Source organism: Dokdonella sp., from assembly GCF_051958935.1.
Taxonomy (GTDB): Bacteria; Pseudomonadota; Gammaproteobacteria; order Xanthomonadales; family Rhodanobacteraceae; genus Dokdonella_A.
Genome location: NZ_JBQCFP010000135.1, coordinates 1 through 20,210 on the forward strand (window position 1 = coordinate 1; position 20,210 = coordinate 20,210).

Genomic DNA, 20,210 nt, shown 5'->3' on the forward strand with positions numbered 1-20,210 from the left:
CTCGACCGCGACGAACCCGAGCCACGCCTACGCGAGCGCCGGCACCTACAGCGTGTCGCTCACCGTCATCGACAATGGCGGCGCGAGCAACACCAAGACGAGCTCGGTCACCGTCTCCAGCAGCGGCAACGTGCTGCAGAATGGCGTGCCGGTCACCGGGCTGTCGGCGACGACCGGCAACTCCACGGCCGTCTACACGATGACCGTGCCCGCCGGCGCGACCAATCTCGTGTTCGCGACCTCGGGCAGCAACGGCGATGCCGACCTCTACGTCCGCTTCGGCGCCGCGCCGACGACGTCGAGCTACGACTGCCGCCCGTACACGAGTTCGTCGAGCGAAACCTGCTCGTTCCCGTCGCCGCAGGTCGGCACCTACTACGTGATGGTGCGTGCGTACGCGAGCTTCACCGGCCTCAGCCTCACCGGCAGTTATTCGACCGGCGGCGGTGGCGGCACCGTGCTCACCAGCGGCGTGCCGGTGACCGGCGTCTCGGCAGGCCTGAATGCGTACTCCACGACCTACACGATCGTCGTCCCCGCCGGCCGCACCAATCTCACGGTGACGACCAGCGGCGGCACCGGCGACGGCGACCTGTACGTGCGACGCGGCGCCGCGCCGACGACGTCGACGTACACCTGCCGTTCGTGGGCGAGCGGCAACACCGAGTCGTGCTCGATCAACTCGCCGGCCGCGGACACGTACTACATCCGCATCTACGGCTACACCGCCGCCTCGGGTATTACGCTCAAGGCGACGTACACACCCTAGACCCGACGACGCTTCGCGTGAAGGCGGCCGGCCCTCCGGCCGCCTTCATTCCCACGCGATGCACGAAGGGGCACAACGACAACAAGGCCCTGGGGCCACCGCGACACTTCGACTCCCAGCCGCAGCGATGCGGCTTCTTTTTTGGCGCATTTGCGGCACGCCCGGTGAACAAACTTCGGACGTGGTGTTTCGCGGAGCGGGTCAAGGCGAACCCCGCCAAACGCGGCCATCGCGCCGCTGGCATTCAGGTTCCCGATCACGGCGCTGCGCGCATCCTCCGGCCTAATCGACCAAGGGGCGCGGTCGGAACATGTCGAAAGTCGCTGTCATTCTTGTGAGCGCCTTGCCGTCGTGCGACGTCAGCTCTTGAAGCCGATGCGGGCGTGCGTGCCGTCGCAGAACGGCTTGTTCGCGCTACCACCGCAGCGGCACAAGCGCACATCGGTCATGCGGCTCACCATCCGCCCGGTGCCACTGACGATCTCGAGGTTGCCGCGCACGCGCAGCGGTCCGTCCCGCTGAGGATCGATCGCGAGCGGGCCATCGCGCTGTGCGAGCATGGCGGTGTCGCCCGTCGTCGCCGGCTCGCCAGTGGCCGCGAACGCGACATCGTGGTGGCTGCCGTCGCAGAACGGCTTGTTCTTCGAGGCGCCACAGCGGCACAGGGTCGCGCGGTAACCCGCCGGCTGGCCGTCGATGCGCAGCTCACCGTGGAACGCGTAAGGCCCCGCCTCGCGCACGCGCGCGAGGTTGACCGGCGGCACAGGCTCGCCGGGCTTGCCGTCCTTGCGCGCGTAGCGGATCGCGCCCGACGGGCACGCGTGCGCGACCTCGACGAGACGATCGACGGCGAGCGTTTCCGGATGCAGCCAGGGACCCTGCACGTTGGCGAGGAACACGGTCGGCGCGCCCGTCACGCAGAAGCGCGCGTGGATGCAGCGCCTGCCTTCGAACATCAGGGTCACGTCGTCGGCTTCGACGACTTCGATCGCCGGCGCGGCGGGTGCCGCCGCGGCCGCGGCCGGCGCCGCGACCGGCGCGCTCGCGGGCACGGCCGCCCCGGCATCCGCGGGTTTCGGCGCCGTCGCGCCGAGATCGAACTGCGCGAGCGCGCGTGCCGCAAGCCGCGCAATGACCTCGTGCGCGGCCTTTGCGCGCGCGTGGGGCTGCGTGGAAAGCAGCTCTGCCGCATCGGCGATCTGTTCGAAACGCTCGCAGAACATGCGCCGTGCAGAGGGCCCCGGCGGCAAGGCCGCCGCATCGCGCAACGCGATGAACGATACCCCGGCATTGACGCTCGCGCCCGGCACGGCCGGCAGACGCGCCGCGAGCTCGGCGAGTGGCACCAGCGCGTGCATGAGGCCGACTGCGAGATCGAGCGAGAGGGTCTTGTCGGCTTCGCCCGAGCGCACTGCATACGCGTGCGCGAGCAGGCGCAACATGAGGCCGTAGCAGCTGCTCGCGAGATCCACCACCGCGACCGCGAGCGGATCTTCGATGCGCACGCGCCCTTCCGCGCGCGGCGGGCTGCGCAGCACCGGGTTGGTCGCCGCGGGATGGGCGGGCTGGAAATCGCGCGCCTGCGCGCGCAATGCGGCGAACTCGCTGCGGATGGCAACGAACTTCTGGTAGTGCGAGCCCTCGACATGGTTCGGGGCACCCTCGCCCTGGGCGACGATCGCGTCGAACGCGGCGAGGGCGGTCTTCGAGCAGATCACGCGTGCAGCGTTCGGCAAGCCCGCTTCAGCCGCGGTCAACTGCAACGCGGGATCGCCGCAGAACGTGGTCGCCTCGCCCCACTGGTCGACGAGGTCGCGCAGACCCTGGCCGATCGCGGCGTAGAACGTGCCGACCGTCTCGTAGTCCATCGCCATCGGCGTGATGCGCTTGCCGGGCGCGCCGCGCGAGAACGCGCGCTCGAGCGCGAAGCCATCGCCATCCTTCTCGTCCGAACCCGCGGGTCGCTCGAGGAAGATGAAATGCTGCAACGTCGACTCGTCGAACGGCGCGAGCTTGACCACCACGCTTGCCGGCAATGCGCCCGGATCGAGCGGGAGGTTGAAGCGGCCGATGCGAGGCGCGCCGCCGAGCGCGGAGGTGATGTTCCATACCGCGACGAGATGCCCCATTTCCTCGATCGCGACCTGCAGCAGTACGTCGCGCCAGCGACGCGTCGCCGCGAGCTGATCCGGCAGGAGGCCGTCGGCGTCGTCGGTCCTCAGCGAGAATGCCGCGTAAAGGTAGGTGCACATGAGGCAGTGCTCGAGCTCGGCCGCCTCGTACAGCTGGTGCAGCACCTGTTCGCGGCTGCTTCTGGTTTCGCGATCACTTAGGCGGGTCATGCGGGCTCCGGCGCGTCGGCGCGTTGTGCGGACGCGATGCGTCCGCTGCGTGGCTGGCGTGCGGACTCTACGCCGCGGCGGCGCTTCGCGACAGTCGCGCGTGCAGCGCTCAAGGGGCGATGCGCGCGAGGCCGGCAAGCAGGGACTTGTCGAGCTTCGCCGCGACGCCGACGCTGCGACCGGCGAGATTGGCGATGCGGTACTCGACCGAGCTGCCGAGCACCTGCGCGCTCTCCGAAAGATCCAGCCCGTAGTCCTTGCGCAGCCAGTCGACGAGGTCCGTGGTCGCCGCGCGCACCGCGTCCTCCAGCGAGCCGGCCTGGCCGAGCACCATGATCGCGCTCGCCGATTCGACGCGCGGCGACGACGGTGCCTTGCCGTGCATCACATCGACACGGAACTCGACGTCCATCGACGTCTCGAGCGCGTACTGCGATGTCTCGCCATCGCCCTGGCGTGCGTGCGCATCGCCGAGGTAGAGCAGCGCGCCGGGCTGGTACACGGGCAGGTACACGGTCGTGCCTTCGACGATCTCGTTGAAGTCCATGTTGCCGCCGAAGCGGCCGGTGTCCCCGGTCGACATGGGGGCCATGCCGAAGGGCGGCGCGACCGCGAGGCCGCCGAGCATCGGCCGCAACGGCACCTCGAAGTGACGCAGGCGCTCGCTCGGCGCCTGCGGCCGCGCGACGCCGCGCTCGCGATCGATGGTCCAGCGCACCGGCTTGCCGAGTCCGCGCGCAGCGACGGCGAGGCTCGCGCCACGCGCGCGCGCGACGAGATCGTCGAGGCTGTCGGCGAAGTCGCGGTTCGGTCGCAGGCGCACGAGGTGCACGACGAGCGTATCGCCGGGCGCGGCACCGTCGACGAAGAATGGTCCGGTCTGCGGGTTGCCGTACAGCGCGCGCGTTTCGTCGGCGGCGTCGACGCCGCCGGAGTCGATCGTCCGTGTGCGCACCGTGTCGCCGGCCCTTACGGTCAGCACGGGCGCGCGATGCGGCGAGAACTCGTTCGAGTACGTCGTCGGCTCGAACGTCACCGTGCGCGGCGGACCCGGCGGCGGTTCGGCGATGCGCCGCGCGACGAATGCGTGGCGCACGCGACGGCCGGCGTGATTGCTGTCGGGCCAGTCCGCCGTGCCCCGCATCGCGTCGCCGTCGCGCTTGCCATCGTACGACCAGGTCGTGCCGCCTGCGGCAGTCACGCGCAAGCGTACGGTACCGCCGCGCGTTTCTCCGGTGAGCGGATCGCCATCGAACGTGCCCGTCCATGCGCGGCCGTCGCCGTGCAGTTCGAGCAGTGCGTGGCTCGGGTTGCCCCAGAGGTCGGTCGTGACCAGCCATCGCTCGCGCAGCGTACCGGCCCCCGACGCCCGCTCGGCGAAGATCAAGACAAACAGTACCAGCCAGGCGATGCGCATCGTTGAGCTCCGTAATGGATCGCCGATCGGATGCGCGACCGCGGCGAAGCGTCGCGTACCGCACATTTTCAGTGGCAGGGATAGCGGTCGCGCACGTTATCGGCGTAGTAGCGCCCCGGCGACGGCGCCGTCCGCAGGCCTTCGAACACCTGCGGCGGCACGCCGCAGAAGTCGTAGGTATTGCCGTCGACGAAGCGGATCTTCATGAGGCGCGTCGCCGCGTCGTAGCCGATCGCGCCGATCGCGGAGGAATGAACGGGGATCATGTCCATCGAGGGCTTCCCATGTTGCGCAGGCCCACCGTGCGCCGGCGCCACGCGACCGTCAAGCGCGGCTGCGCCGGCGCGCCGGGGCCCTCTTTCCGACAGCGCCTCGCCGAGCCACGCGCCGAGCACGCCCCCGAACACGGTGCGGTCGAATGCGCAGTCGTCGAGGCCGCAGTCGAGCGTGACGAAGCGTGCGTCCGGCGGCGCGGCGGCCAGACGCCGACCGCCACGCGCATACGGAATCACCGCATCGCGCCGACCGTGTTCGATGAACACCGGCCCGTCGTACGCTCGCACGCGCGCGACGTTGTTCCACGGGAAGCGCACGAGGAATCCCGGCAGCAGGTAGCGATGCGCCATGTCCTCGATCGATCCGTACGTGGACAGCAGCACGATGGCGCCGACCTGTCGATCGCGCGTGAATGCGGCGGCGGGGCCGCACCGATCGAATAGCCCATCGCGACCATCGGGCGCGCATCCATGCCTGGCTGTGCGGCGAGCCAGTCCCGTGTGCGCTCGGCCGCTTCGCTGACCTGGTCGAAGCGCGGCGCACCGTCCGAGCCCGAATAGCCGGGAAACTCGAATTGCAACACTGCGTAGCCTAGCGCCAAGAGCGGCTGCACGAGCGCGAACGAGTCGGCGACGGTTTCGAAGTTGCCGTGTGTGTACCAGATCGCCGGCGCCGGCAATCGCGCCTTCGACGGCCAATAGACCGCGCGTGCATGGCCGAACGACACCGGCACCTCGACGAGACGCGCGGGCGCCGGCACCTCGATGGGATCGCCGTGCGGCACGCGGTGCGCGGCAGGAAACAGGATCGCCGCCTGTTTCGCCCGCATGACGCCGGCGTAGAGGGGATACAGGACGAACAACGGGAAGGCCATGCGTGCGAACCTCATCCCTGCCTGCGGTCCGCGTGCACGTCGCGATACGCGAGCATCGGCACAAGCGCCTGTTCGAGTTCGTCGTCGTAGCCGCAGCGACCATGGAACTCGCGCGGATTCTCCCACGTGCCGAACAGCATGTCCCACCACGGGAAGTCGCCGTAGTTGTTGCGGTGGCGCCCGTATTCGTGATGGACGCGGTGCATCTCCGGGCGCTGGAAGACGTACCCGACCCAGTGCGGCGTACGCATGTTCGTGTGGTAGAAGAATTCGCCGAGCGCCGTGCACAGCGTGTACACCGCACCGGCCTCGGGCGAGAGGCCAAGCAGCACGTAGACGAGCGCACAACCGATGAGCGAGTTGACCACCATCTCGCCTGGATGCTTGTAGAACGAGGTGATGACTTCGATGCGCTGCGGGCTGTGGTGGATCTGGTGGAACAGCCGCCACAGCAGGGGCGACTCGTGCCGCCAACGATGCCACCAGTAGAAGACGAACGTCGCGATGAAATAGGCGATCGCGCCTCCCGCCACCGGGCCCATGTGCGACGACAGGTCGAGCAACGCATGGACCCGCGCCCAGCGTTCCCAGCTGACGCCCGCGAGAAGGACCACGCCGAGCTGGACCAGGTTGACCGCGACGACCCGCACGGGCCAGCCTGGCACGCTCGGCAGGCGCCAGCCGGGCACGCAACGTTCGAGGATGGAGCAGGCGACGAATACGACGAGTATCACGGGCAGCACGGCGGGCTCCGGCGGTCGGCGCGGCAGTCGCCAAGCTCGCGCATCGCGTGCGCGCGGCGCAAGTTTCCATGTTGCGGTGATCCCTTGCTATGCTCCGGGTATCATCAAGTGATACCGGAGCCCGGCATGGCGCGCACGGCGGCGATCATCCACGGCCTGCGCTCGACGCTGCGCCAGCGCGGCATGACCTACCGGCAGCTGGCCGAAGCGATCGGCGTGAGCGAGCCGACGATCAAGCGCGATCTCGGCCGCGGCGATTTCCCGCTGAGCCGGCTCGATCGCATCTGCGACGTCCTCGACGTCTCCCTGGTCGAGCTCCTCGAAGGCGGCAGCTCGGCACTCACCGAGCTCGACGAGCACCAGGAGCGCGCGCTCGTGCGCGATCGCAAGTTGCTGCTCGTCACCTACCTGCTCGCCAATGATTGGAGCCTGGCCGAAATCACCGCGACGTTCGCGCTCGACGAGAATGCACTCGTCGACGTGCTGCTGCGCCTGGACACGCTCGGCATCATCGACTACCGCCCGCCGCGGCGCGTGCGCAAGCTCACCGCGCGCAACTTCTCGTGGCGCAGGGACGGACCGGTGCAGGCGTTCTTCGTCGGGCGCATCGCACCCGAATTCCTCGGCGGGTCGTTCGACGAACCCGGCGACGGCCTGCATTTTCTCGGCGGGATGCTCTCGCCGCTGTCACGTTCGCGCATCCACGCCGCGATCGAGCGCCTCGTGCGCGAGTTCGAATCCCTCGCGCGCCAGGATGCTCGCCTGCCGCTCGCGCAGCGCGACGGCTGCAGCGCACTGCTCGCCTTTCGGCGCTGGGAATTCTCGGACTTCACGCGCCTGCGGCGACGCGACGCGAAATGACGCGAACACCGCCGCTCAGGCGCCGACCCCGCTAACGTGGCAGGCGACGTGGCCTTCCGACGGGCGCAGGAAGCGCTGTCGAAGTCCGCGTGAATCGCTCGCCTCCGGCGCGATCGGCCCGGCGACGACGACTTCCTTGCGGTCGAGGTGCGCGCCCGACAGCGTCACCTGGTCGCAGCTGATGCGCACGTCGGGCAAGGGGCGGCGCCGAGGTGCGTCACCGTGAAGTCGATGATGAGGCTCGGTACGAGCGCAGTTCTCTTGCGGCGGTAGTCGAGGCGCACCGTCTTTGCGTACGGGCCCGGAGCCGATGGCGCAGGCGCCTGCTGCGTGCATGCGGAAGCGGCGGCGAGCACCAGTGTCGCAGCGCGTTTACCGTTGCCGGTCGAGGAGGCATGGACTCGTACCCTCCGGTGCGTGCGCGCATCCGAGCGCGGCGCACAGCGCGTCCTCAGCGGCCCACCTGGCGCTGCCGCTCGGGCGGATATCGGTCGCCGTGCACGGCGACGTCTGCGAGCGCAGTGTCGATAGCGTCGAGATCGGCCGGCGACAGTTCGATCGTCGCGGCGGCGATGTTCTCGTCGAGGCGACGGCGCTTCGTGGTGCCCGGGATCGGTACGATCCACGGCTTGCGCGCGAGCAGCCAGGCGAGCGCGATCTGCGCGCTGGTCGCGCCCTTGCCGACGGCGATCGCGGCGATGCGATCCACGAGTGTCTGGTTCGCGCGGCGCGCTTCAACCGAAAAACGCGGCAGCGAGTTGCGGAAGTCGTCGCTCGCGAACGGCGTGTCCGCATCGATCGCGCCGGTGAGGAAGCCGCGGCCGAGCGGGCTGAACGGCACGAAGCCGATGCCGAGTTCCTCCAGCACGGGCATCACGCTCGCCTCGGGCTCGCGCCACCAGAGCGAGTATTCGCTCTGCAGCGCCGCGACCGGGTGCACGGCGTGGGCGCGGCGGATCGTCTCGCTGCCCGCTTCGGACAGGCCGAAGTGCAGCACCTTGCCTTCCTCGACGAGCCGCCCGACCGTGCCTGCGACGTCCTCGATCGGTACCGCAGGGTCGACCCGGTGCTGGTAGAGGAGATCGATGCGATCCGTGCGCAGGCGGCGCAGCGAAGCCTCGGCGACCGCGCGGATGTACGCCGGGCGGCTGTCGAGACCCGCGTTCGCATCGGCATCGCGGAACCCGAACTTGGTCGCGATCACGACCTGCTCGCGCAGCGGTGCGAGCGCTTCCCCGACGAGTTCCTCGTTGGTGAACGGGCCATATACCTCGGCCGTGTCGAACACGGTCACGCCACGCTCGACCGCGTGGCGCAGCAAGGCGATCGCTTCGGCGCGATCGGTCGCGGGGCCGTAGGCATGGCTGAGGCCCATGCAGCCGAAACCGATCGCCGAGACCTCGAGGCCATCGCGGCCGAGTGTGCGCTTCTCCATCGTGCGTCCCTTGCGCTCAGCGCGCGATGCTCGCGCCGTCGATGACGAAGCGGTACTTCACGTCGCTCTTCTGCATGCGGTCGTAGGCCTCATCGATCTTCTGGATCGGGATCATCTCGATTTCGGCGACGATGCCGCGCTCCGCACAGAAGTCGAGCATCTCCTGCGTTTCCGGCAGGCCGCCGATGAGCGAACCGGCGATCGCCTTGCGACCGAAGATGATCGCGCCGACGTTCGGGCTCGGATGCGGATGCTCGGGCACGCCGACGAGGCAGAGCGTGCCGTCGCGCTTGAGCAGTCGCGTGAACGCGTCGAGGTCGTGGCTCGCCGCGACCGTGTCGAGGACGAAATCGAAACTGCCCGCGTGCGCGCGCATCTCCGCGGCATTGCGCGACACGACGACCTCGTCGGCACCCAGGTCGAGTGCGTCCTGGCGCTTGCCTTCGCTGGTCGTGAACGCGACCGTGTGCGCGCCCATCGCGTGCGCGATCTTGATGCCCATGTGGCCGAGTCCGCCGATGCCGACGATGCCGACCTTGCTGCCGGGGCCGACCTTCCAGTGGCGCAGCGGCGAATAGGTGGTGATGCCGGCGCAGAGCAGCGGCGCGACCGCGGCGAGCTGTTCCTTCGGATGGCGGATCCTCAGCACGAACTTCTCGTCGACGACGATGCGCTGCGAGTAGCCGCCGAGCGTATGGCCCGGCGGATCCGCGGTCGGTCCGTTGTAGGTGCCGACGAAGCCGTTCTCGCAGTACTGCTCGAGCCCCTCCGCACACGAGGTGCAACGCTGGCAGCTGCCGACGAGGCAACCGACGCCGACGGTGTCGCCCACCTTGAATGCGGTGACACCGGAGCCGACTGCCGTCACTTCACCGACGATCTCGTGCCCGGGCACGCACGGGTAGCGCGTGCCGCCCCACTCCGAACGCACCGTGTGCAGGTCGGAATGGCAGACGCCGCAATAGGCGATCTCGATCTGCACGTCGCGTGCGCCGGGCGCGCGGCGGGCGATGTCCATCGGCTCGAGCGGCTTGTCGCCGGCGTATGCACCCCAGGCTTTCGTGGCGTTCATTCGATGCTCCGTGATGGTCGGGTGAACCGACAAGGTAAACCCCGTCGGAGACTTTCGCCATCCACCCGAGAGAGTGGGTGAGCGTGCGACGCCGGCGCTCGCGATGATCAACGGCGCATTGCGCCGCGAAGGCCTGCCCGGCCTCCCCGCCACCATGCCCACACGTCGTCACATCGCAAGCGACGCGCGCGCACGCGCTACAACAGGAATGGCCGATCCGGCAGCTCGTCGGGATTGCGTTCGCCGTTCGCGGGGAAATGCCGCGCGAGCAGCTCACCGACCGCGGCGACGCCTTCAAGCGCGCCGTGTTCGTAGTCGCCCTTGCGGAAATAGTCCTGCATGAGCGCGCAGATCGGCCCCCATTCGTGCTCGGGGATTTCCTTTGCGACGCCACGGTCGGCGACGATCTCGATCGCATGGTCGGCGAGCAGCAGGTAGATCAGCACGCCGGTGTTGCGCTCGGTGTTCCAGACGCGCAGGCGCGCGAACACTTCTTCCGCGCGATCGCGCGCGCTGCGCCCCCGCACGACATCGGCGAACCGCAGGCTGCCTTCGACCGCGAATACGAGCTCGCCGTGGTGGCGATGCTCGCTCGCCGCGATCGCGTGCTGGATCGCGTCGAGGCGCGCGGGCGGGAAGCGCCGTTTCGCTGAGACGAACAGATGACGGATCAGTCGCATGTCACCAGCTCCCCGAGGCGCCGCCGCCACTGAAGCCACCGCCGCCACCACTGAACCCACCCCCGCCACTGCTCCAGCCTCCGCCGCCGCTGCTCCAGCCACCGCCGCCACCGAAGCCGCCCCAGCCACCGCGGTTGGCGAAACCGCCGCCGCCACCGCCGCCGAGCAGGCCGAAGACGAGGCCGAACACGCCGAGGCCGACACCGAGCGGCAACAGGCCGCTCAGCAGCCAACCGACGCCGCCGGCGCCGAGCCCGACGATCGGTGCCCGCACGCCGGCCGGCGCGCCGCCGAACAGCCCGCGCAGGAACAACGCGACGAACCACGCCGCGATGATCGCGGGCGCGAAATGGTCGCCGCCGTCGCCGCTGCCGTGCTCCTCGGTCAAGGGTGGCGGCAACGGCTCGTCGTTGACGAGCTTCGTCAACGCGCCGACCGCGTCGTGCACGCCGCCGTAGTAATCGTTGTTGCGAAAGCGCGGCGCGATGTACTCGCGGATGATGCGCGCCGCGGCGGCGTCCGGAATCGCGCCCTCGAGGCCGCGACCGACTTCGATGCGCACGCGCCGATCGTCCTTGGCGACGATGAGGATCACGCCGTCGTCGGTGCCCTTGCGCCCGAGCTTCCATGCTTCACCGACGCGGATGCCGTACTGCGCGATGTCCTCCGGCTGCGTCGTTGGCACGATCAGCACGCCGACCTGCGCGCCCTTCGCCTTCTCGAGCGCCGCAAGTTCGTCCTCGAGCGCCTGGCGCTGGGCCGGATCGAGCGTGCCCGTGTAGTCGCTCACGCGCGCGGTGAGCGCGGGGATCGCCTTGACGTCGCCGTCGGCGGCGAATGCGCTCGCGCACGCCGCGAGCAGCGTGGCGAGGAACGCGATGGCGCAAGACCCTGGCCTCACCCTGCGATCTCCTGTAGGAGCGGCTTCAGCCGCGATCCGTTCACGTACGCGGTATCGCAACGCTTGTCGCGGCTGAAACCGCTCCTACGGATCCTGTTCCTCAGTGCGCCGGTTCCGGCTGCGCCGGCTGCTGCTGCGGTGCGGGCTGCGCCGGCGCGGGCTTGCCGAAGTCGACGGTCGGCGCGGTCGAGATCTGCTTCTCGTTCTCGACCGAGAAGTTGGCCTTGGCCTTGTAGCCGAACATCATCGCGGTGAGGTTCTGCGGGAACTGGCGTACGAAGGTGTTGTATTCCTGCGTGCTCTGGATGAAGCGGTTGCGCGCGACCGTCACGCGGTTCTCGGTGCCCTCGAGCTGCGCCTGCAGGTTCTGGAACAGGCCGTCGGCCTTCAGCTGCGGGTAGTTCTCCGACACGACCATCAGCCGCGACAGCGCGCTCGACAGCTCGCCCTGCGCCTGCTGGAACGCACGCATCTTGTTCTCGTCGGTGAGGTCGTCCGCGGTCAGGTTGATCTGGCCGACCTTCGCGCGCGCCTCGGTGACCTTGGTGAACACCTCTTCCTCGTGCGCGGCATAGCCCTTCACCGTGTTGACGAGATTGGGCACGAGATCGGCACGCCGCTGGTACTGGTTCAACACCTCGGACCAGGCCGCCTTCACCGCTTCATCCTTCGACTGGATCGCGTTGTAGCCACAACCGGAAAGCAGGCTCGACGCAACGAGCACGCACGCCAGAATCAGGTACCGCATGGGACGTCCTCCCTCGTGAACGACGCTACGCACACTGTGGAGCCGGACGCGGCCGCGCGCAAGGGGCGCTGCATCCCGGGCCGTCGGACCCGTCATGGTCAAAGCTTGAAAACACGAAGGACACGAAAGAATGCAAGGGGAAAATCCTTCCTGCTCTTCCTTCGTGTCCTTCGTGTCGAAGGCCTTGGCTTCCGGCTTCGGGGTCTTGCCTCCGATCGGCGCTCAGGCAGCGTCGGCGCGCTGCTCGGACCGTTTCTCGGCGCGCCGGCGGCGGCGCCGGCGGGCGAGCAGGTTGAGCGATTCGACCGCACCCGAGAAGGCCATCGCGAAGTAGAGGTAGGCGCGCGGCACGTGCACGCCGAAGCCGTCGCACAGCAGCACCGCGCCGACGAGGATGATGAACGCGAGCGCGAGCATCTTGATGGTCGGGTTGCGGTCGATGAAATTGCCGATCGGGTCGGCGATCGTGATCATCACGAGCACCGCGAGCACGATCGCGCCGACCATCGCCGGCAGCACGTTGACCATGCCGACCGCGGTGATCACCGAATCGAGCGAGAACACGATGTCGATGAGAGCGATCTGCGCGATCACCAGCGCGAAGCTAGCCGACGCCTGCGACGCCTGCTGCTCGGCCGCGTCTTCGTTGAGCGCCTCCCAGATCTCCATCACGCCCTTGACGACGAGGAAGATGCCGCCGCCGATGAGCACGAGGTCGCGGATCGAGATGACCTGGCCGAACAGGCGGAACAGCCCCGACGTGCGATCGTCCATGCGCGCGAGGTGGGCGAGCGAGAGCAGCAGCAGGATGCGCGTGACGCAGGCGAACGCGAGGCCGATGCGGCGCGCGCTCGGCCGCCGCGCCGGCGGCAGTTCGCTCACCGCGATCGAGATGAAGACGAGGTTGTCGACGCCGAGCACGATCTCCAGCGTCGCCAGCGTGAGCAGCGCGATCCACGCCTGCGGGTCGGTGAGCAGCTCCACGCGTCAGTTCAACCGAGCCGCGGCGCGAGGACGAGTCCCCAGCACAGCACGACGTTGGCCATCAGCAGCAGCACGGCCGCCGAACCCATGTCCTTCGCTCGGCCGGCGAGTTCGTGGAACTCGGGGCTCGCCTTGTCGACGATCGCCTCGACCGCGGAATTGAGCAGCTCGCCCGACAGCACGAGGATGAGGCTGCCGGTGAGCATCGCCTTCTCGATCGGACCATGGCCGATCCACAGGCCGAGCGGAAAGAAGATCGCGAACAGGTAGCCCTCGAGGCGGAACGATGCCTCGTGCCGCCATGCGGCGCGCAAACCCATCATCGACCACTTGAAGGCACGGGCGATCTGGCGCGGGCCGCGCGGTTCGGTACTCGGCATGGACGGTTTCGAGGGTCTGCGAAATGCGGGCTATCATGCCATACGCCGGCCATTTCCCGGCGCCTGCCCGCGAGGACGAATGGACCGCCGACTGCTTGCCTTCACCGCATTCGCCGCCGCCCTGCTGATGCTCGTCGGCCTCGCCGGCGCCGACCGTCCACTCGCCGAATGGGTGCATGCGAGCGGGATCGAGAACGCGCCGGTATTCCTCGTCGGCCTCGGCGCGCTCGACACGATATCCGGCATGCGGATCTGGTTCTGGCTCGCCGGCTGCGTCGCGCTCGGGCTCGGTGCGCTCGGCTGGGCCGCATGGCGCGACGCGCGCTGGCCGCGCGCGCTGCTCGCCGCCGGCATCGTGCAGGTCGCGACGATGCACACGATGAGCTTCGGCAAGAGCCTGTTCGGTCGCCTGCGGCCGCACGAGGTACTCACCAGCGGCGACTGGTCGCAGGTCTGGCACGCAGGCGGCGGCTCGTTCCCATCGGGCCATTCGGCATTCTACTTCGGCCTGCTGCTGCCGATCGCGGCCGCGTGCCCGCGTGCGTGGCAACGTGCGCTGCTCGTCGCCATCGCGGCATTCGCCATCGTCGCGCGCATCGACCTCGCCAAGCATTTCCTTTCCGATGTGTCCGCCTCGGCGCTGATCGCGGCACTGTACGCCCTGCTCGCGGCCACCCTGCTTCGCCGCTGGCTACCCGCACCGGCCGGCCCTGCGCGCGCCCCGACGGCAGCCGGCGCGGCGGCGTAAATCCATGCAAAGGCGCATCGCGGCGTGAACTTGCGCCGGTCGCCGGCGCGGGCCGGCGCTATGCTTGGCGCATGGCCCGCAACCGCATCCTGATCGCCGACGACGACGAGGAACTCGCCCAGCTCCTGCGCGACTTCCTCACCCGCGAAGGCTTCGACGTCGTCATCGCGCACACCGCCGACGCCGCGCTCGCGGCCGCGCGCGCGCAGGCCTTCGACGCGCTCGTGCTCGACGTGATGATGCCCGGCCGCTCCGGCCTCGACGCGCTGCGCGAACTCCGCCGTGAATCGGCCTTGCCCGTGCTCATGCTGACCGCGCTCGGCGAGGACATCGACCGCATCCTCGGCCTCGAACTCGGCGCCGACGACTACATCCCCAAGCCGTGCAATCCACGCGAACTCGCCGCGCGCCTGCGTGCGGTGCTGCGCCGCGTGCGCGGCGAAGGCGGCGATACGCTGACCGACCTGCACAACGGACCGATCTGGCTGCGCGCGGCGTCGCGCAGCGTGAGCGTCGACGGCCGGCCGCTGTCGCTCACGGCGACCGAGTTCGACCTGCTCGCACTGTTGCTGCGCGAAGCCGGTCGCGTGGTCAGCAAGGAACGCATCTCGCAGAGCGTGCTCGGGCGCGCGCTCGGTCCGTTCGATCGTTCCATCGACGTGCACGTGTCCAACCTGCGTCGCAAGCTCGGCGACGCACCCGACGGCGGCTCTCCGATCACGACCATCCATCGCAGCGGCTACCTGCTGCGCCAGCTCGGCGACGACGCGTGACCGCGACGGCGACGCGGCCATGATGCAGCGCTTGTTCTGGCGCATCTTCGTCGCATTCTGGATCGCGACCGTGTTCCTGCTGGTCGCGTTCGCGTGGATCGCGACGAGCAACTTCGAGACCGAGAAGATCCCGGGGTTCGACATCACGCGCCTGCAGGCGTCGATGGACGACCTGCTCGCACGCACCGGAAGGGAACTGCGCCACGAAGGCGTCGAGTCGACCCGGCAGTGGCTGCGCGCGGCGAGCGGCTTCGGCCCGGTCAGCGTCTACGTGTTCGGTCCGGATGGCGACGAGCTGATCGGCCGCTCGACCTCGCCGACGGTCGCCAATGCCGCTGCGGGCGCCTTCGCGGCGCTCCCGCTGGGCGATGCGCCATACGGCGCGATCTACAGCAGCGAGCGCCTGCGCGCGCGTTCGATCCGAACGCGCGGCGAGGTCTACGCCGCGGTGGCGACGCTCGAGGGCAGCTTCCTCTCGCGGCTCGCCTCGCGCCGGCCGACCTGGTTCTGGCAGAACATCCTCGTCGCGATGGCGGTCAGCGCGATATTCAGCCTGCTGTTCGCCTGGTACGTCGCCGCACCGCTGCAGCGCATCCGCGCCAGCACGCGCCGCTTCGCCGAGGGCGACCTCGACGCGCGCGTCGGCCAGCTGCGCTTCGGCCGCAGCACCGAAATCGATGCGCTCGCGACCGAATTCGACGCGATGGCCGAACGCATCAAGGCGTTCATCGAAAGCCATCGCCGCCTCGTGCGCGACGTCTCCCATGAACTGCGCTCGCCGCTCGCGCGCCAGCGCGTCGCGCTCGAACTCGCGCGCGGCGGCGACACCGCGCAGGTGAACGCCTCGCTCGATCGCATCGAATGCGAGTCGGACCGGCTCGAGGCAATGCTCGCGCAGGCGCTCGAACTGTCGCGGCTGGAAACCGCGAGCATGCCGATGGACGACCACGTCGAGCTCGACGCCCTGCTCGACGACGTGATCACCAATGCCGACTACGAAGGCGTGCCGCGCGGGCGAAAGGTCGTGCTGCTCGAACGCACGCGGCTTTCGCTGGTCGGTTCCCATCCGGCGCTCTACAGCGCATTCGAGAACGTGATCCGCAACGCGCTCGCCTACACCGCCGACGGCAGCGCGGTCGGCGTGCGGCTCGCCCGGATCGGCGCGTGGGCTTCGGTCAAGGTGCGCGACCACGGCCCCGGCGTGCCGGCGAGTGAACTCGCGCGCATCTTCGAACCGTTCTACCGCACCGACACCGCGCGCGCGCGTTCGAGCGGCGGCACCGGCCTCGGCCTCGCGATCGCGCGCCGCGCGATCGAACGCCACGGCGGCACGATCCTCGCGCAGAACGCGGATGGCGGCGGGCTCGAAGTGATGATCGAGCTGCCGATCGGGCCGTAGCGGCGATCCAGCTTTCCGCGCTCACCGTTCGGCGCCGTGGCCGCGGCGCTGGCACAATGCGGCGATGACCGCACCCACTGCCATCCGCCGCGGCTTCTTCCAGCGCGCTCGCGGACTCGCCGAAACGCTCGCCTGGCTGCGCCTGTGCGCGGTCGCGGGACAGGCGCTCACGGTCGCGGTGGTCGCGCTCGGCCTGCGCCTGCCGATTTCGGTCGCGCCGCTAGCCTTCGGCATCGGCGTGCTCGGCCTGTTCGCGCTGTTCGCGTTCTGGCGGCTGGAACAGCCGTGGCCGGTCACGTTGGCCGAAGCGTTCGGCCACGTCGCGGTCGACATCCTCGTGCTCGCCTACCTCCTGTACTGGTCGGGCGGCGTGGACAATCCGTTCGTCTCGCTGCTGGTGCTGCCGATCGCGCTCGCTGCGGCCGCGCTGTCGCTGCGCTACGTCGCCGCGGTCGCACTGCTCGCCTCGACCTGCTTCGTGTTGCTGATCGGCTGGCATGCGCCGTTGCCCTCGCTGCACGAAGTGCGCATCGCGGGCTCGGACCTGCACGTGGTCGCGGTCTGCGCCAACTTCGTCGTCACCGCGGCGGTGCTCGCGTTCTTCATCGCGCGCCTGTCGCGCGCGCTGCGCGCACGCGAGGGCGAAGTACAGCGCGAGCGCGAACGCACCCTGCGCGACGAGGGCATCCTCGCGATCGCGACGCAGGCCGCCGGTACCGCACACGAACTCAACACGCCGCTCTCGACGATCCGCACCCTGCTCGCCGAATTGCAGCGCGAGCGCGCCGGCGAGCCCGCGCTCGCCGCCGATCTCGCCCTGCTCGCGGGCCAGGCCGAGCGTTGCCGCGACATCCTGCGCCAGCTCGTCGAGGTGGGCAGCCGCCGCCTTGCCGGCGTGCCCGAGCGCCTCACGCTCGCCACGTTCATCGACGCCTGCGAGCACCAGTTCCGGCTGCTGCGGCCCGAAATCGCGCTCGACATCGCGTTCGACGGCGACGCCGGCGAGCGCCTCATCGAGGCGCCGCCCGACCTCGGCCACGCGCTCATCAACCTGCTCAGCAATGCCGCCGACGCCTCGCTCGCGGCCGGCTCCGACGCGGTCGAACTGCGGCTCGCGGCGACGCGCTCGATCGTCGAGTTCGCGGTGCGCGACCACGGCAGCGGCATCGCGCCGGGCGCCGGCGTCGCGTTCCGCACCAGCAAACGCGACGGCCTCGGCCTCGGCCTCGCCCTCGCCCATGCGACGGCCGAGCGCCTCGGCGGCGAGCTGTCCGCGCATGCGGCCGAAGGTGGCGGCCTGCGCCAGCGATTGCGCCTGCCACTGCTCGCGAACGACAATCCACCCCGATGAACGACCCGCGCCCGCTTTTGCTCATCGACGACGACGCCGTGTTCGCGGCGGTGCTCGGTCGCGCGCTCGGTGCGCGCGGCTTCGCGGTCGAGATCGCCAACGATGGCAGCCGTGCCCTCGCGCTCGCGCGCGAGAAGGCCCCGGACTATGCGGTGCTCGACCTCAAGCTCGGCGCTGAAAATGGCCTGGCGCTGATCCCCGACCTGCTCGCGCTGCGGCCGAACCTGCGCATCCTGCTGCTCACCGGCTACGCTTCGATCGCGACCGCGGTGGAGGCGATCAAGCGCGGCGCACACGACTACCTCGCCAAGCCCGTCGACGCCGACCAGGTCGTCGGCGCCCTGCTCGGCGACGGCAACAGCGAGGTCGAGCATGTCGTGCCGGGCCACGCACCGCCGCTGAAGCGGCTCGAGTGGGAGCACATCCAGCGCGTGCTCGCCGAGTGCGAAGGCAACATCTCCGAAGCCGCGCGCCGGCTCGGCCTGCACCGCCGCACGCTGCAACGCAAGCTCGCCAAGCGGCCGGTGCGCGAAGCACACGACTGAGGAGCCCGTGACGGGCGGGACGCTGCGCCCGCGTGGTGCGTGCAGCCGGTCCGAGCGTGAGCGGGCAGTCCAGCGGGCCTGCGCCCCGCTCATCGACTGCAGCACGCCTGCCGACAGCCACGGTGCCTCGCACGCTACCCATCGACCTCGACCCGCGCCCGCCTGTCGGGAAGGCGGCGGCTTTCCGTTTCATCGGTAGCGGTACCACGGCGCAGCCGGCTCGGTATCGCAGCTACGTCATTCGCCGCTGCATTGTCCGAGGCCCACCATGTTCCGTACCGCCCGCGCGTTCGTGCTTTGCTTCACCCTCGCCCTGCCCGGCCTCGGCCACGCCTTTTCCGCCTGCGTCGGCACGGCCGAGGAGCTCGACGCCGCGATGAGCCAGGCCGGGACCTCTACCGACGCGTCGATCACGATCAAGATCCGCGAAGGTACGTATCAAGCCGGCAGCGGCAACTCGTTCTACGTGACCCTCGCGCATTCGAACCAGACCGTCTCCATCAGCGGCGGCTGGAGCGGAGCAGCCTGCGAGAACCGCCGGCTCGGCGCATCGGGTACCGTGCTGGTCGGGACCCAGGGCAGCGCGGCGCTTCAGCTCCATACCGGTTTCGCCACGAATGGCAATACGATCAACGCGACCGACCTTACGCTCGTCAATACCCAAGGCATTCTCAATACGGACGTGGGCGCCTGCCTTCACGTCGGGCTCAACCCGGGTGCGACTGCGCGCGTGTATCGCCTGCGGCTGGACAGCTGTTTCGGCGCATCCGCCGCGATCCTGGACAACGCCGGCGGCGACCTCACGTTCGCCAACAGCGTCGTGCAGGGTGGCTACAACTCGGCAGCGCCCGTGCGCTCGCACAGCAACAACGCGGTGACCCGCCTCGTGCATCTGACGATCACCGGCAACACGACGACCTCGACCGGCCAGGAGGCGAGTGGCTTGTCCATCGTCGCGGACCCGGGTCAGCTCAGCCAGGTCACGCTCGACAACAGCGTGGTCTGGGGCGGCATCGCACCCGACGGCATCCCGGACATCATCACCAATGGCCCAGGCATCGTGTTCACGCGCGCCCACTACGATACGCGCGCGCATCTCAATGCGGTCATCACGGACAACGTGCCGAGCCACGGCGATCCGGGCTTCCTGACGCCGACCAATCCGCGGCTGCGCGCCGATTCACCGCTCGTCGACAGCGGCGCCGCGACCGGCATCGGCGGGACCAGCGACGTCGAGGGCGAGGCGCGTACGCAAGGCGCGGCGGCGGACGTCGGTGCCTACGAAACCAATCCCGATCGGATCCATGCCGACGGTTTCGATCAGTGACGGTTTAGACGTCCTTCGGTTCGCCCCCGAACGTGAAGGCATGCGAAGGCGAAAGCCCGAACACGAACGAAAAGCGTGGTGGAGAAAAAAGGGGATGGGTCCCGGCGAGAAGCGCATGACGCGGCTTTCGCGGTGCGAACTCCGCGCCCGCTCGCGTCATGTCCGTCGCTTTCCGCAGAAAACCGCATAGCGCGTCGCCGCGACGTCGAACGCTCCGACGGCGGCCGTCGAGGGCGGTTCGAACCAGTCGGGTTCGACCGAGACCGCGGCTTTCGCGAACGTGCGCTTCCAGCTGCCGGCGATGCGTCCCTCCAGGAGCAGTGCCGGCTTGAAGATGCCGTTGCCGGCGCGCGTCGCATGAGCGGCGTCGAGGAAGGCGCTGCGATCCTGGTAGGCCACGGTGTATTCGTCGTAGGCGGGCAGCAGGTGCACGCGGGCCGACTTCCTTGGGCTGACGTCGCCGTCGTCCGGCACGTGCCAGTACGGACGGCCCCCGATGTCGATGCGTTCGAGAACGCCGCGCGCGGATTCGTGAGCCGCGCCCGCCTCGACCGCGGCGAGTCCCGACCACCAGGCGAAATCCTG

Annotated in this window: 21 protein-coding genes; 8 read left to right on the forward strand and 13 right to left on the reverse strand. The window is 69.4% G+C overall.

Annotated features, from left to right (window positions below; all coding sequences use genetic code 11):
• Window positions 1-769, forward strand: a 769-nt coding sequence (locus ACTHK2_RS13440) for a pre-peptidase C-terminal domain-containing protein (RefSeq protein ID WP_440246220.1), incomplete at its 5' end; no start/stop codon positions are given.
• A gap of 359 nt (window positions 770-1,128) precedes the next feature.
• On the opposite strand, the gene ACTHK2_RS13445 is transcribed toward ACTHK2_RS13440, so the two are convergent.
• From ACTHK2_RS13445 to ACTHK2_RS13460, 4 genes are all read right to left on the reverse strand, one after another.
• A complete protein-coding gene (locus ACTHK2_RS13445; protein ID WP_440246221.1) occupies window positions 1,129-3,111 on the reverse strand; it encodes a ferritin-like domain-containing protein in 1,983 nt (660 codons plus the stop codon).
• Between the two features lie 109 nt (window positions 3,112-3,220).
• Window positions 3,221-4,528 (reverse strand): acetamidase/formamidase family protein, encoded by a 1,308-nt coding sequence (locus ACTHK2_RS13450; protein WP_440246222.1) that lies wholly within the window; start codon window positions 4,526-4,528, stop codon window positions 3,221-3,223.
• Between the two features lie 68 nt (window positions 4,529-4,596).
• Window positions 4,597-5,187, reverse strand: a complete 591-nt coding sequence (locus ACTHK2_RS13455; RefSeq protein WP_440246223.1) for a KTSC domain-containing protein — start codon at window positions 5,185-5,187, stop codon at window positions 4,597-4,599.
• Window positions 5,188-5,689: 502 nt separating this feature from the next.
• Complete coding sequence (locus tag ACTHK2_RS13460; RefSeq protein ID WP_440246224.1) at window positions 5,690-6,421, reverse strand: sterol desaturase family protein; 732 nt, start codon at window positions 6,419-6,421, stop codon at window positions 5,690-5,692.
• Window positions 6,422-6,547: 126 nt separating this feature from the next.
• Here ACTHK2_RS13460 and ACTHK2_RS13465 point away from each other — a divergent pair, with 126 nt between their 5' ends.
• Window positions 6,548-7,282: a helix-turn-helix domain-containing protein gene (locus tag ACTHK2_RS13465; RefSeq protein ID WP_440246225.1), complete on the forward strand. Its 735-nt coding sequence runs from the start codon at window positions 6,548-6,550 to the stop codon at window positions 7,280-7,282.
• Between the two features lie 15 nt (window positions 7,283-7,297).
• Here ACTHK2_RS13465 and ACTHK2_RS13470 read toward each other — a convergent pair whose 3' ends face one another.
• From ACTHK2_RS13470 to ACTHK2_RS13505, 8 genes are all read right to left on the reverse strand, one after another.
• Window positions 7,298-7,480, reverse strand: coding sequence for a hypothetical protein (locus ACTHK2_RS13470; RefSeq protein ID WP_440246226.1), 183 nt, complete (start codon window positions 7,478-7,480; stop codon window positions 7,298-7,300).
• 253 nt (window positions 7,481-7,733) lie between these two features.
• A complete protein-coding gene (locus ACTHK2_RS13475) occupies window positions 7,734-8,717 on the reverse strand; it encodes an aldo/keto reductase (protein WP_440246227.1) in 984 nt (327 codons plus the stop codon).
• Between the two features lie 16 nt (window positions 8,718-8,733).
• Window positions 8,734-9,789 (reverse strand): NAD(P)-dependent alcohol dehydrogenase, encoded by a 1,056-nt coding sequence (locus ACTHK2_RS13480; RefSeq protein WP_440246228.1) that lies wholly within the window; start codon window positions 9,787-9,789, stop codon window positions 8,734-8,736.
• Window positions 9,790-9,986: 197 nt separating this feature from the next.
• On the reverse strand, window positions 9,987-10,469 hold the full coding sequence (locus ACTHK2_RS13485; protein WP_440246229.1) for a TPM domain-containing protein: 483 nt from the start codon (window positions 10,467-10,469) through the stop codon (window positions 9,987-9,989).
• Window position 10,470: 1 nt separating this feature from the next.
• On the reverse strand, window positions 10,471-11,370 hold the full coding sequence (locus ACTHK2_RS13490; RefSeq protein WP_440246230.1) for a TPM domain-containing protein: 900 nt from the start codon (window positions 11,368-11,370) through the stop codon (window positions 10,471-10,473).
• A 100-nt stretch (window positions 11,371-11,470) separates the two neighbouring features.
• On the reverse strand, window positions 11,471-12,118 hold the full coding sequence (locus ACTHK2_RS13495; RefSeq protein WP_440246231.1) for a LemA family protein: 648 nt from the start codon (window positions 12,116-12,118) through the stop codon (window positions 11,471-11,473).
• A gap of 222 nt (window positions 12,119-12,340) precedes the next feature.
• The gene (locus tag ACTHK2_RS13500) at window positions 12,341-13,102 is read right to left on the reverse strand and encodes a TerC family protein (RefSeq protein ID WP_440246232.1); all 762 of its coding nucleotides are present in this window, start codon (window positions 13,100-13,102) and stop codon (window positions 12,341-12,343) included.
• Window positions 13,103-13,110: 8 nt separating this feature from the next.
• A complete protein-coding gene (locus ACTHK2_RS13505) occupies window positions 13,111-13,482 on the reverse strand; it encodes a diacylglycerol kinase (RefSeq protein WP_440246234.1) in 372 nt (123 codons plus the stop codon).
• A 79-nt stretch (window positions 13,483-13,561) separates the two neighbouring features.
• On the opposite strand from ACTHK2_RS13505, the gene ACTHK2_RS13510 reads away from it, so the two are divergent.
• From ACTHK2_RS13510 to ACTHK2_RS13535, 6 genes are all read left to right on the forward strand, one after another.
• Window positions 13,562-14,230, forward strand: coding sequence for a phosphatase PAP2 family protein (locus tag ACTHK2_RS13510; protein WP_440246235.1), 669 nt, complete (start codon window positions 13,562-13,564; stop codon window positions 14,228-14,230).
• Window positions 14,231-14,301: 71 nt separating this feature from the next.
• The gene (locus ACTHK2_RS13515; protein ID WP_440246236.1) at window positions 14,302-15,003 is read left to right on the forward strand and encodes a response regulator; all 702 of its coding nucleotides are present in this window, start codon (window positions 14,302-14,304) and stop codon (window positions 15,001-15,003) included.
• 19 nt (window positions 15,004-15,022) lie between these two features.
• Entirely contained in the window at window positions 15,023-16,402 is a 1,380-nt protein-coding gene (locus ACTHK2_RS13520) for a sensor histidine kinase (protein ID WP_440246237.1), read from the forward strand.
• 64 nt (window positions 16,403-16,466) lie between these two features.
• Window positions 16,467-17,753 carry an ATP-binding protein gene (locus ACTHK2_RS13525; protein ID WP_440246238.1) on the forward strand — a complete coding sequence of 429 codons (1,287 nt, stop codon included), beginning with the start codon at window positions 16,467-16,469 and terminating at the stop codon, window positions 17,751-17,753.
• On the forward strand, window positions 17,750-18,298 hold the full coding sequence (locus ACTHK2_RS13530; protein WP_440246239.1) for a response regulator transcription factor: 549 nt from the start codon (window positions 17,750-17,752) through the stop codon (window positions 18,296-18,298). Before ACTHK2_RS13525 ends, ACTHK2_RS13530 begins: the two co-directional genes overlap by 4 nt.
• 268 nt (window positions 18,299-18,566) lie before the next feature.
• Window positions 18,567-19,625, forward strand: a complete 1,059-nt coding sequence (locus ACTHK2_RS13535; RefSeq protein ID WP_440246240.1) for a choice-of-anchor Q domain-containing protein — start codon at window positions 18,567-18,569, stop codon at window positions 19,623-19,625.
• A 156-nt stretch (window positions 19,626-19,781) separates the two neighbouring features.
• On the opposite strand, the gene ACTHK2_RS13540 is transcribed toward ACTHK2_RS13535, so the two are convergent.
• The coding region (locus ACTHK2_RS13540; RefSeq protein ID WP_440246241.1) for a DNA glycosylase AlkZ-like family protein at window positions 19,782-20,210 on the reverse strand (429 nt) is incomplete at its 5' end.

Bases quoted from the DNA above. Each gene is read 5' to 3' on its own strand.
- ACTHK2_RS13445 (WP_440246221.1), bottom strand. From the start codon at position 3,111: ATGACCCGCCTAAGTGATCGCGAAACCAGAAGCAGCCGCGAACAGGTG.
- ACTHK2_RS13450 (WP_440246222.1), bottom strand. From the start codon at position 4,528: ATGCGCATCGCCTGGCTGGTACTGTTTGTCTTGATCTTCGCCGAGCGG.
- ACTHK2_RS13465 (WP_440246225.1), top strand. From the start codon at position 6,548: ATGGCGCGCACGGCGGCGATCATCCACGGCCTGCGCTCGACGCTGCGC.
- ACTHK2_RS13475 (WP_440246227.1), bottom strand. From the start codon at position 8,717: ATGGAGAAGCGCACACTCGGCCGCGATGGCCTCGAGGTCTCGGCGATC.
- ACTHK2_RS13480 (WP_440246228.1), bottom strand. From the start codon at position 9,789: ATGAACGCCACGAAAGCCTGGGGTGCATACGCCGGCGACAAGCCGCTC.
- ACTHK2_RS13485 (WP_440246229.1), bottom strand. From the start codon at position 10,469: ATGCGACTGATCCGTCATCTGTTCGTCTCAGCGAAACGGCGCTTCCCG.
- ACTHK2_RS13495 (WP_440246231.1), bottom strand. From the start codon at position 12,118: ATGCGGTACCTGATTCTGGCGTGCGTGCTCGTTGCGTCGAGCCTGCTT.
- ACTHK2_RS13505 (WP_440246234.1), bottom strand. From the start codon at position 13,482: ATGCCGAGTACCGAACCGCGCGGCCCGCGCCAGATCGCCCGTGCCTTC.
- ACTHK2_RS13510 (WP_440246235.1), top strand. From the start codon at position 13,562: ATGGACCGCCGACTGCTTGCCTTCACCGCATTCGCCGCCGCCCTGCTG.
- ACTHK2_RS13515 (WP_440246236.1), top strand. From the start codon at position 14,302: ATGGCCCGCAACCGCATCCTGATCGCCGACGACGACGAGGAACTCGCC.
- ACTHK2_RS13520 (WP_440246237.1), top strand. From the start codon at position 15,023: ATGATGCAGCGCTTGTTCTGGCGCATCTTCGTCGCATTCTGGATCGCG.
- ACTHK2_RS13525 (WP_440246238.1), top strand. From the start codon at position 16,467: ATGACCGCACCCACTGCCATCCGCCGCGGCTTCTTCCAGCGCGCTCGC.
- ACTHK2_RS13530 (WP_440246239.1), top strand. From the start codon at position 17,750: ATGAACGACCCGCGCCCGCTTTTGCTCATCGACGACGACGCCGTGTTC.
- ACTHK2_RS13535 (WP_440246240.1), top strand. From the start codon at position 18,567: ATGTTCCGTACCGCCCGCGCGTTCGTGCTTTGCTTCACCCTCGCCCTG.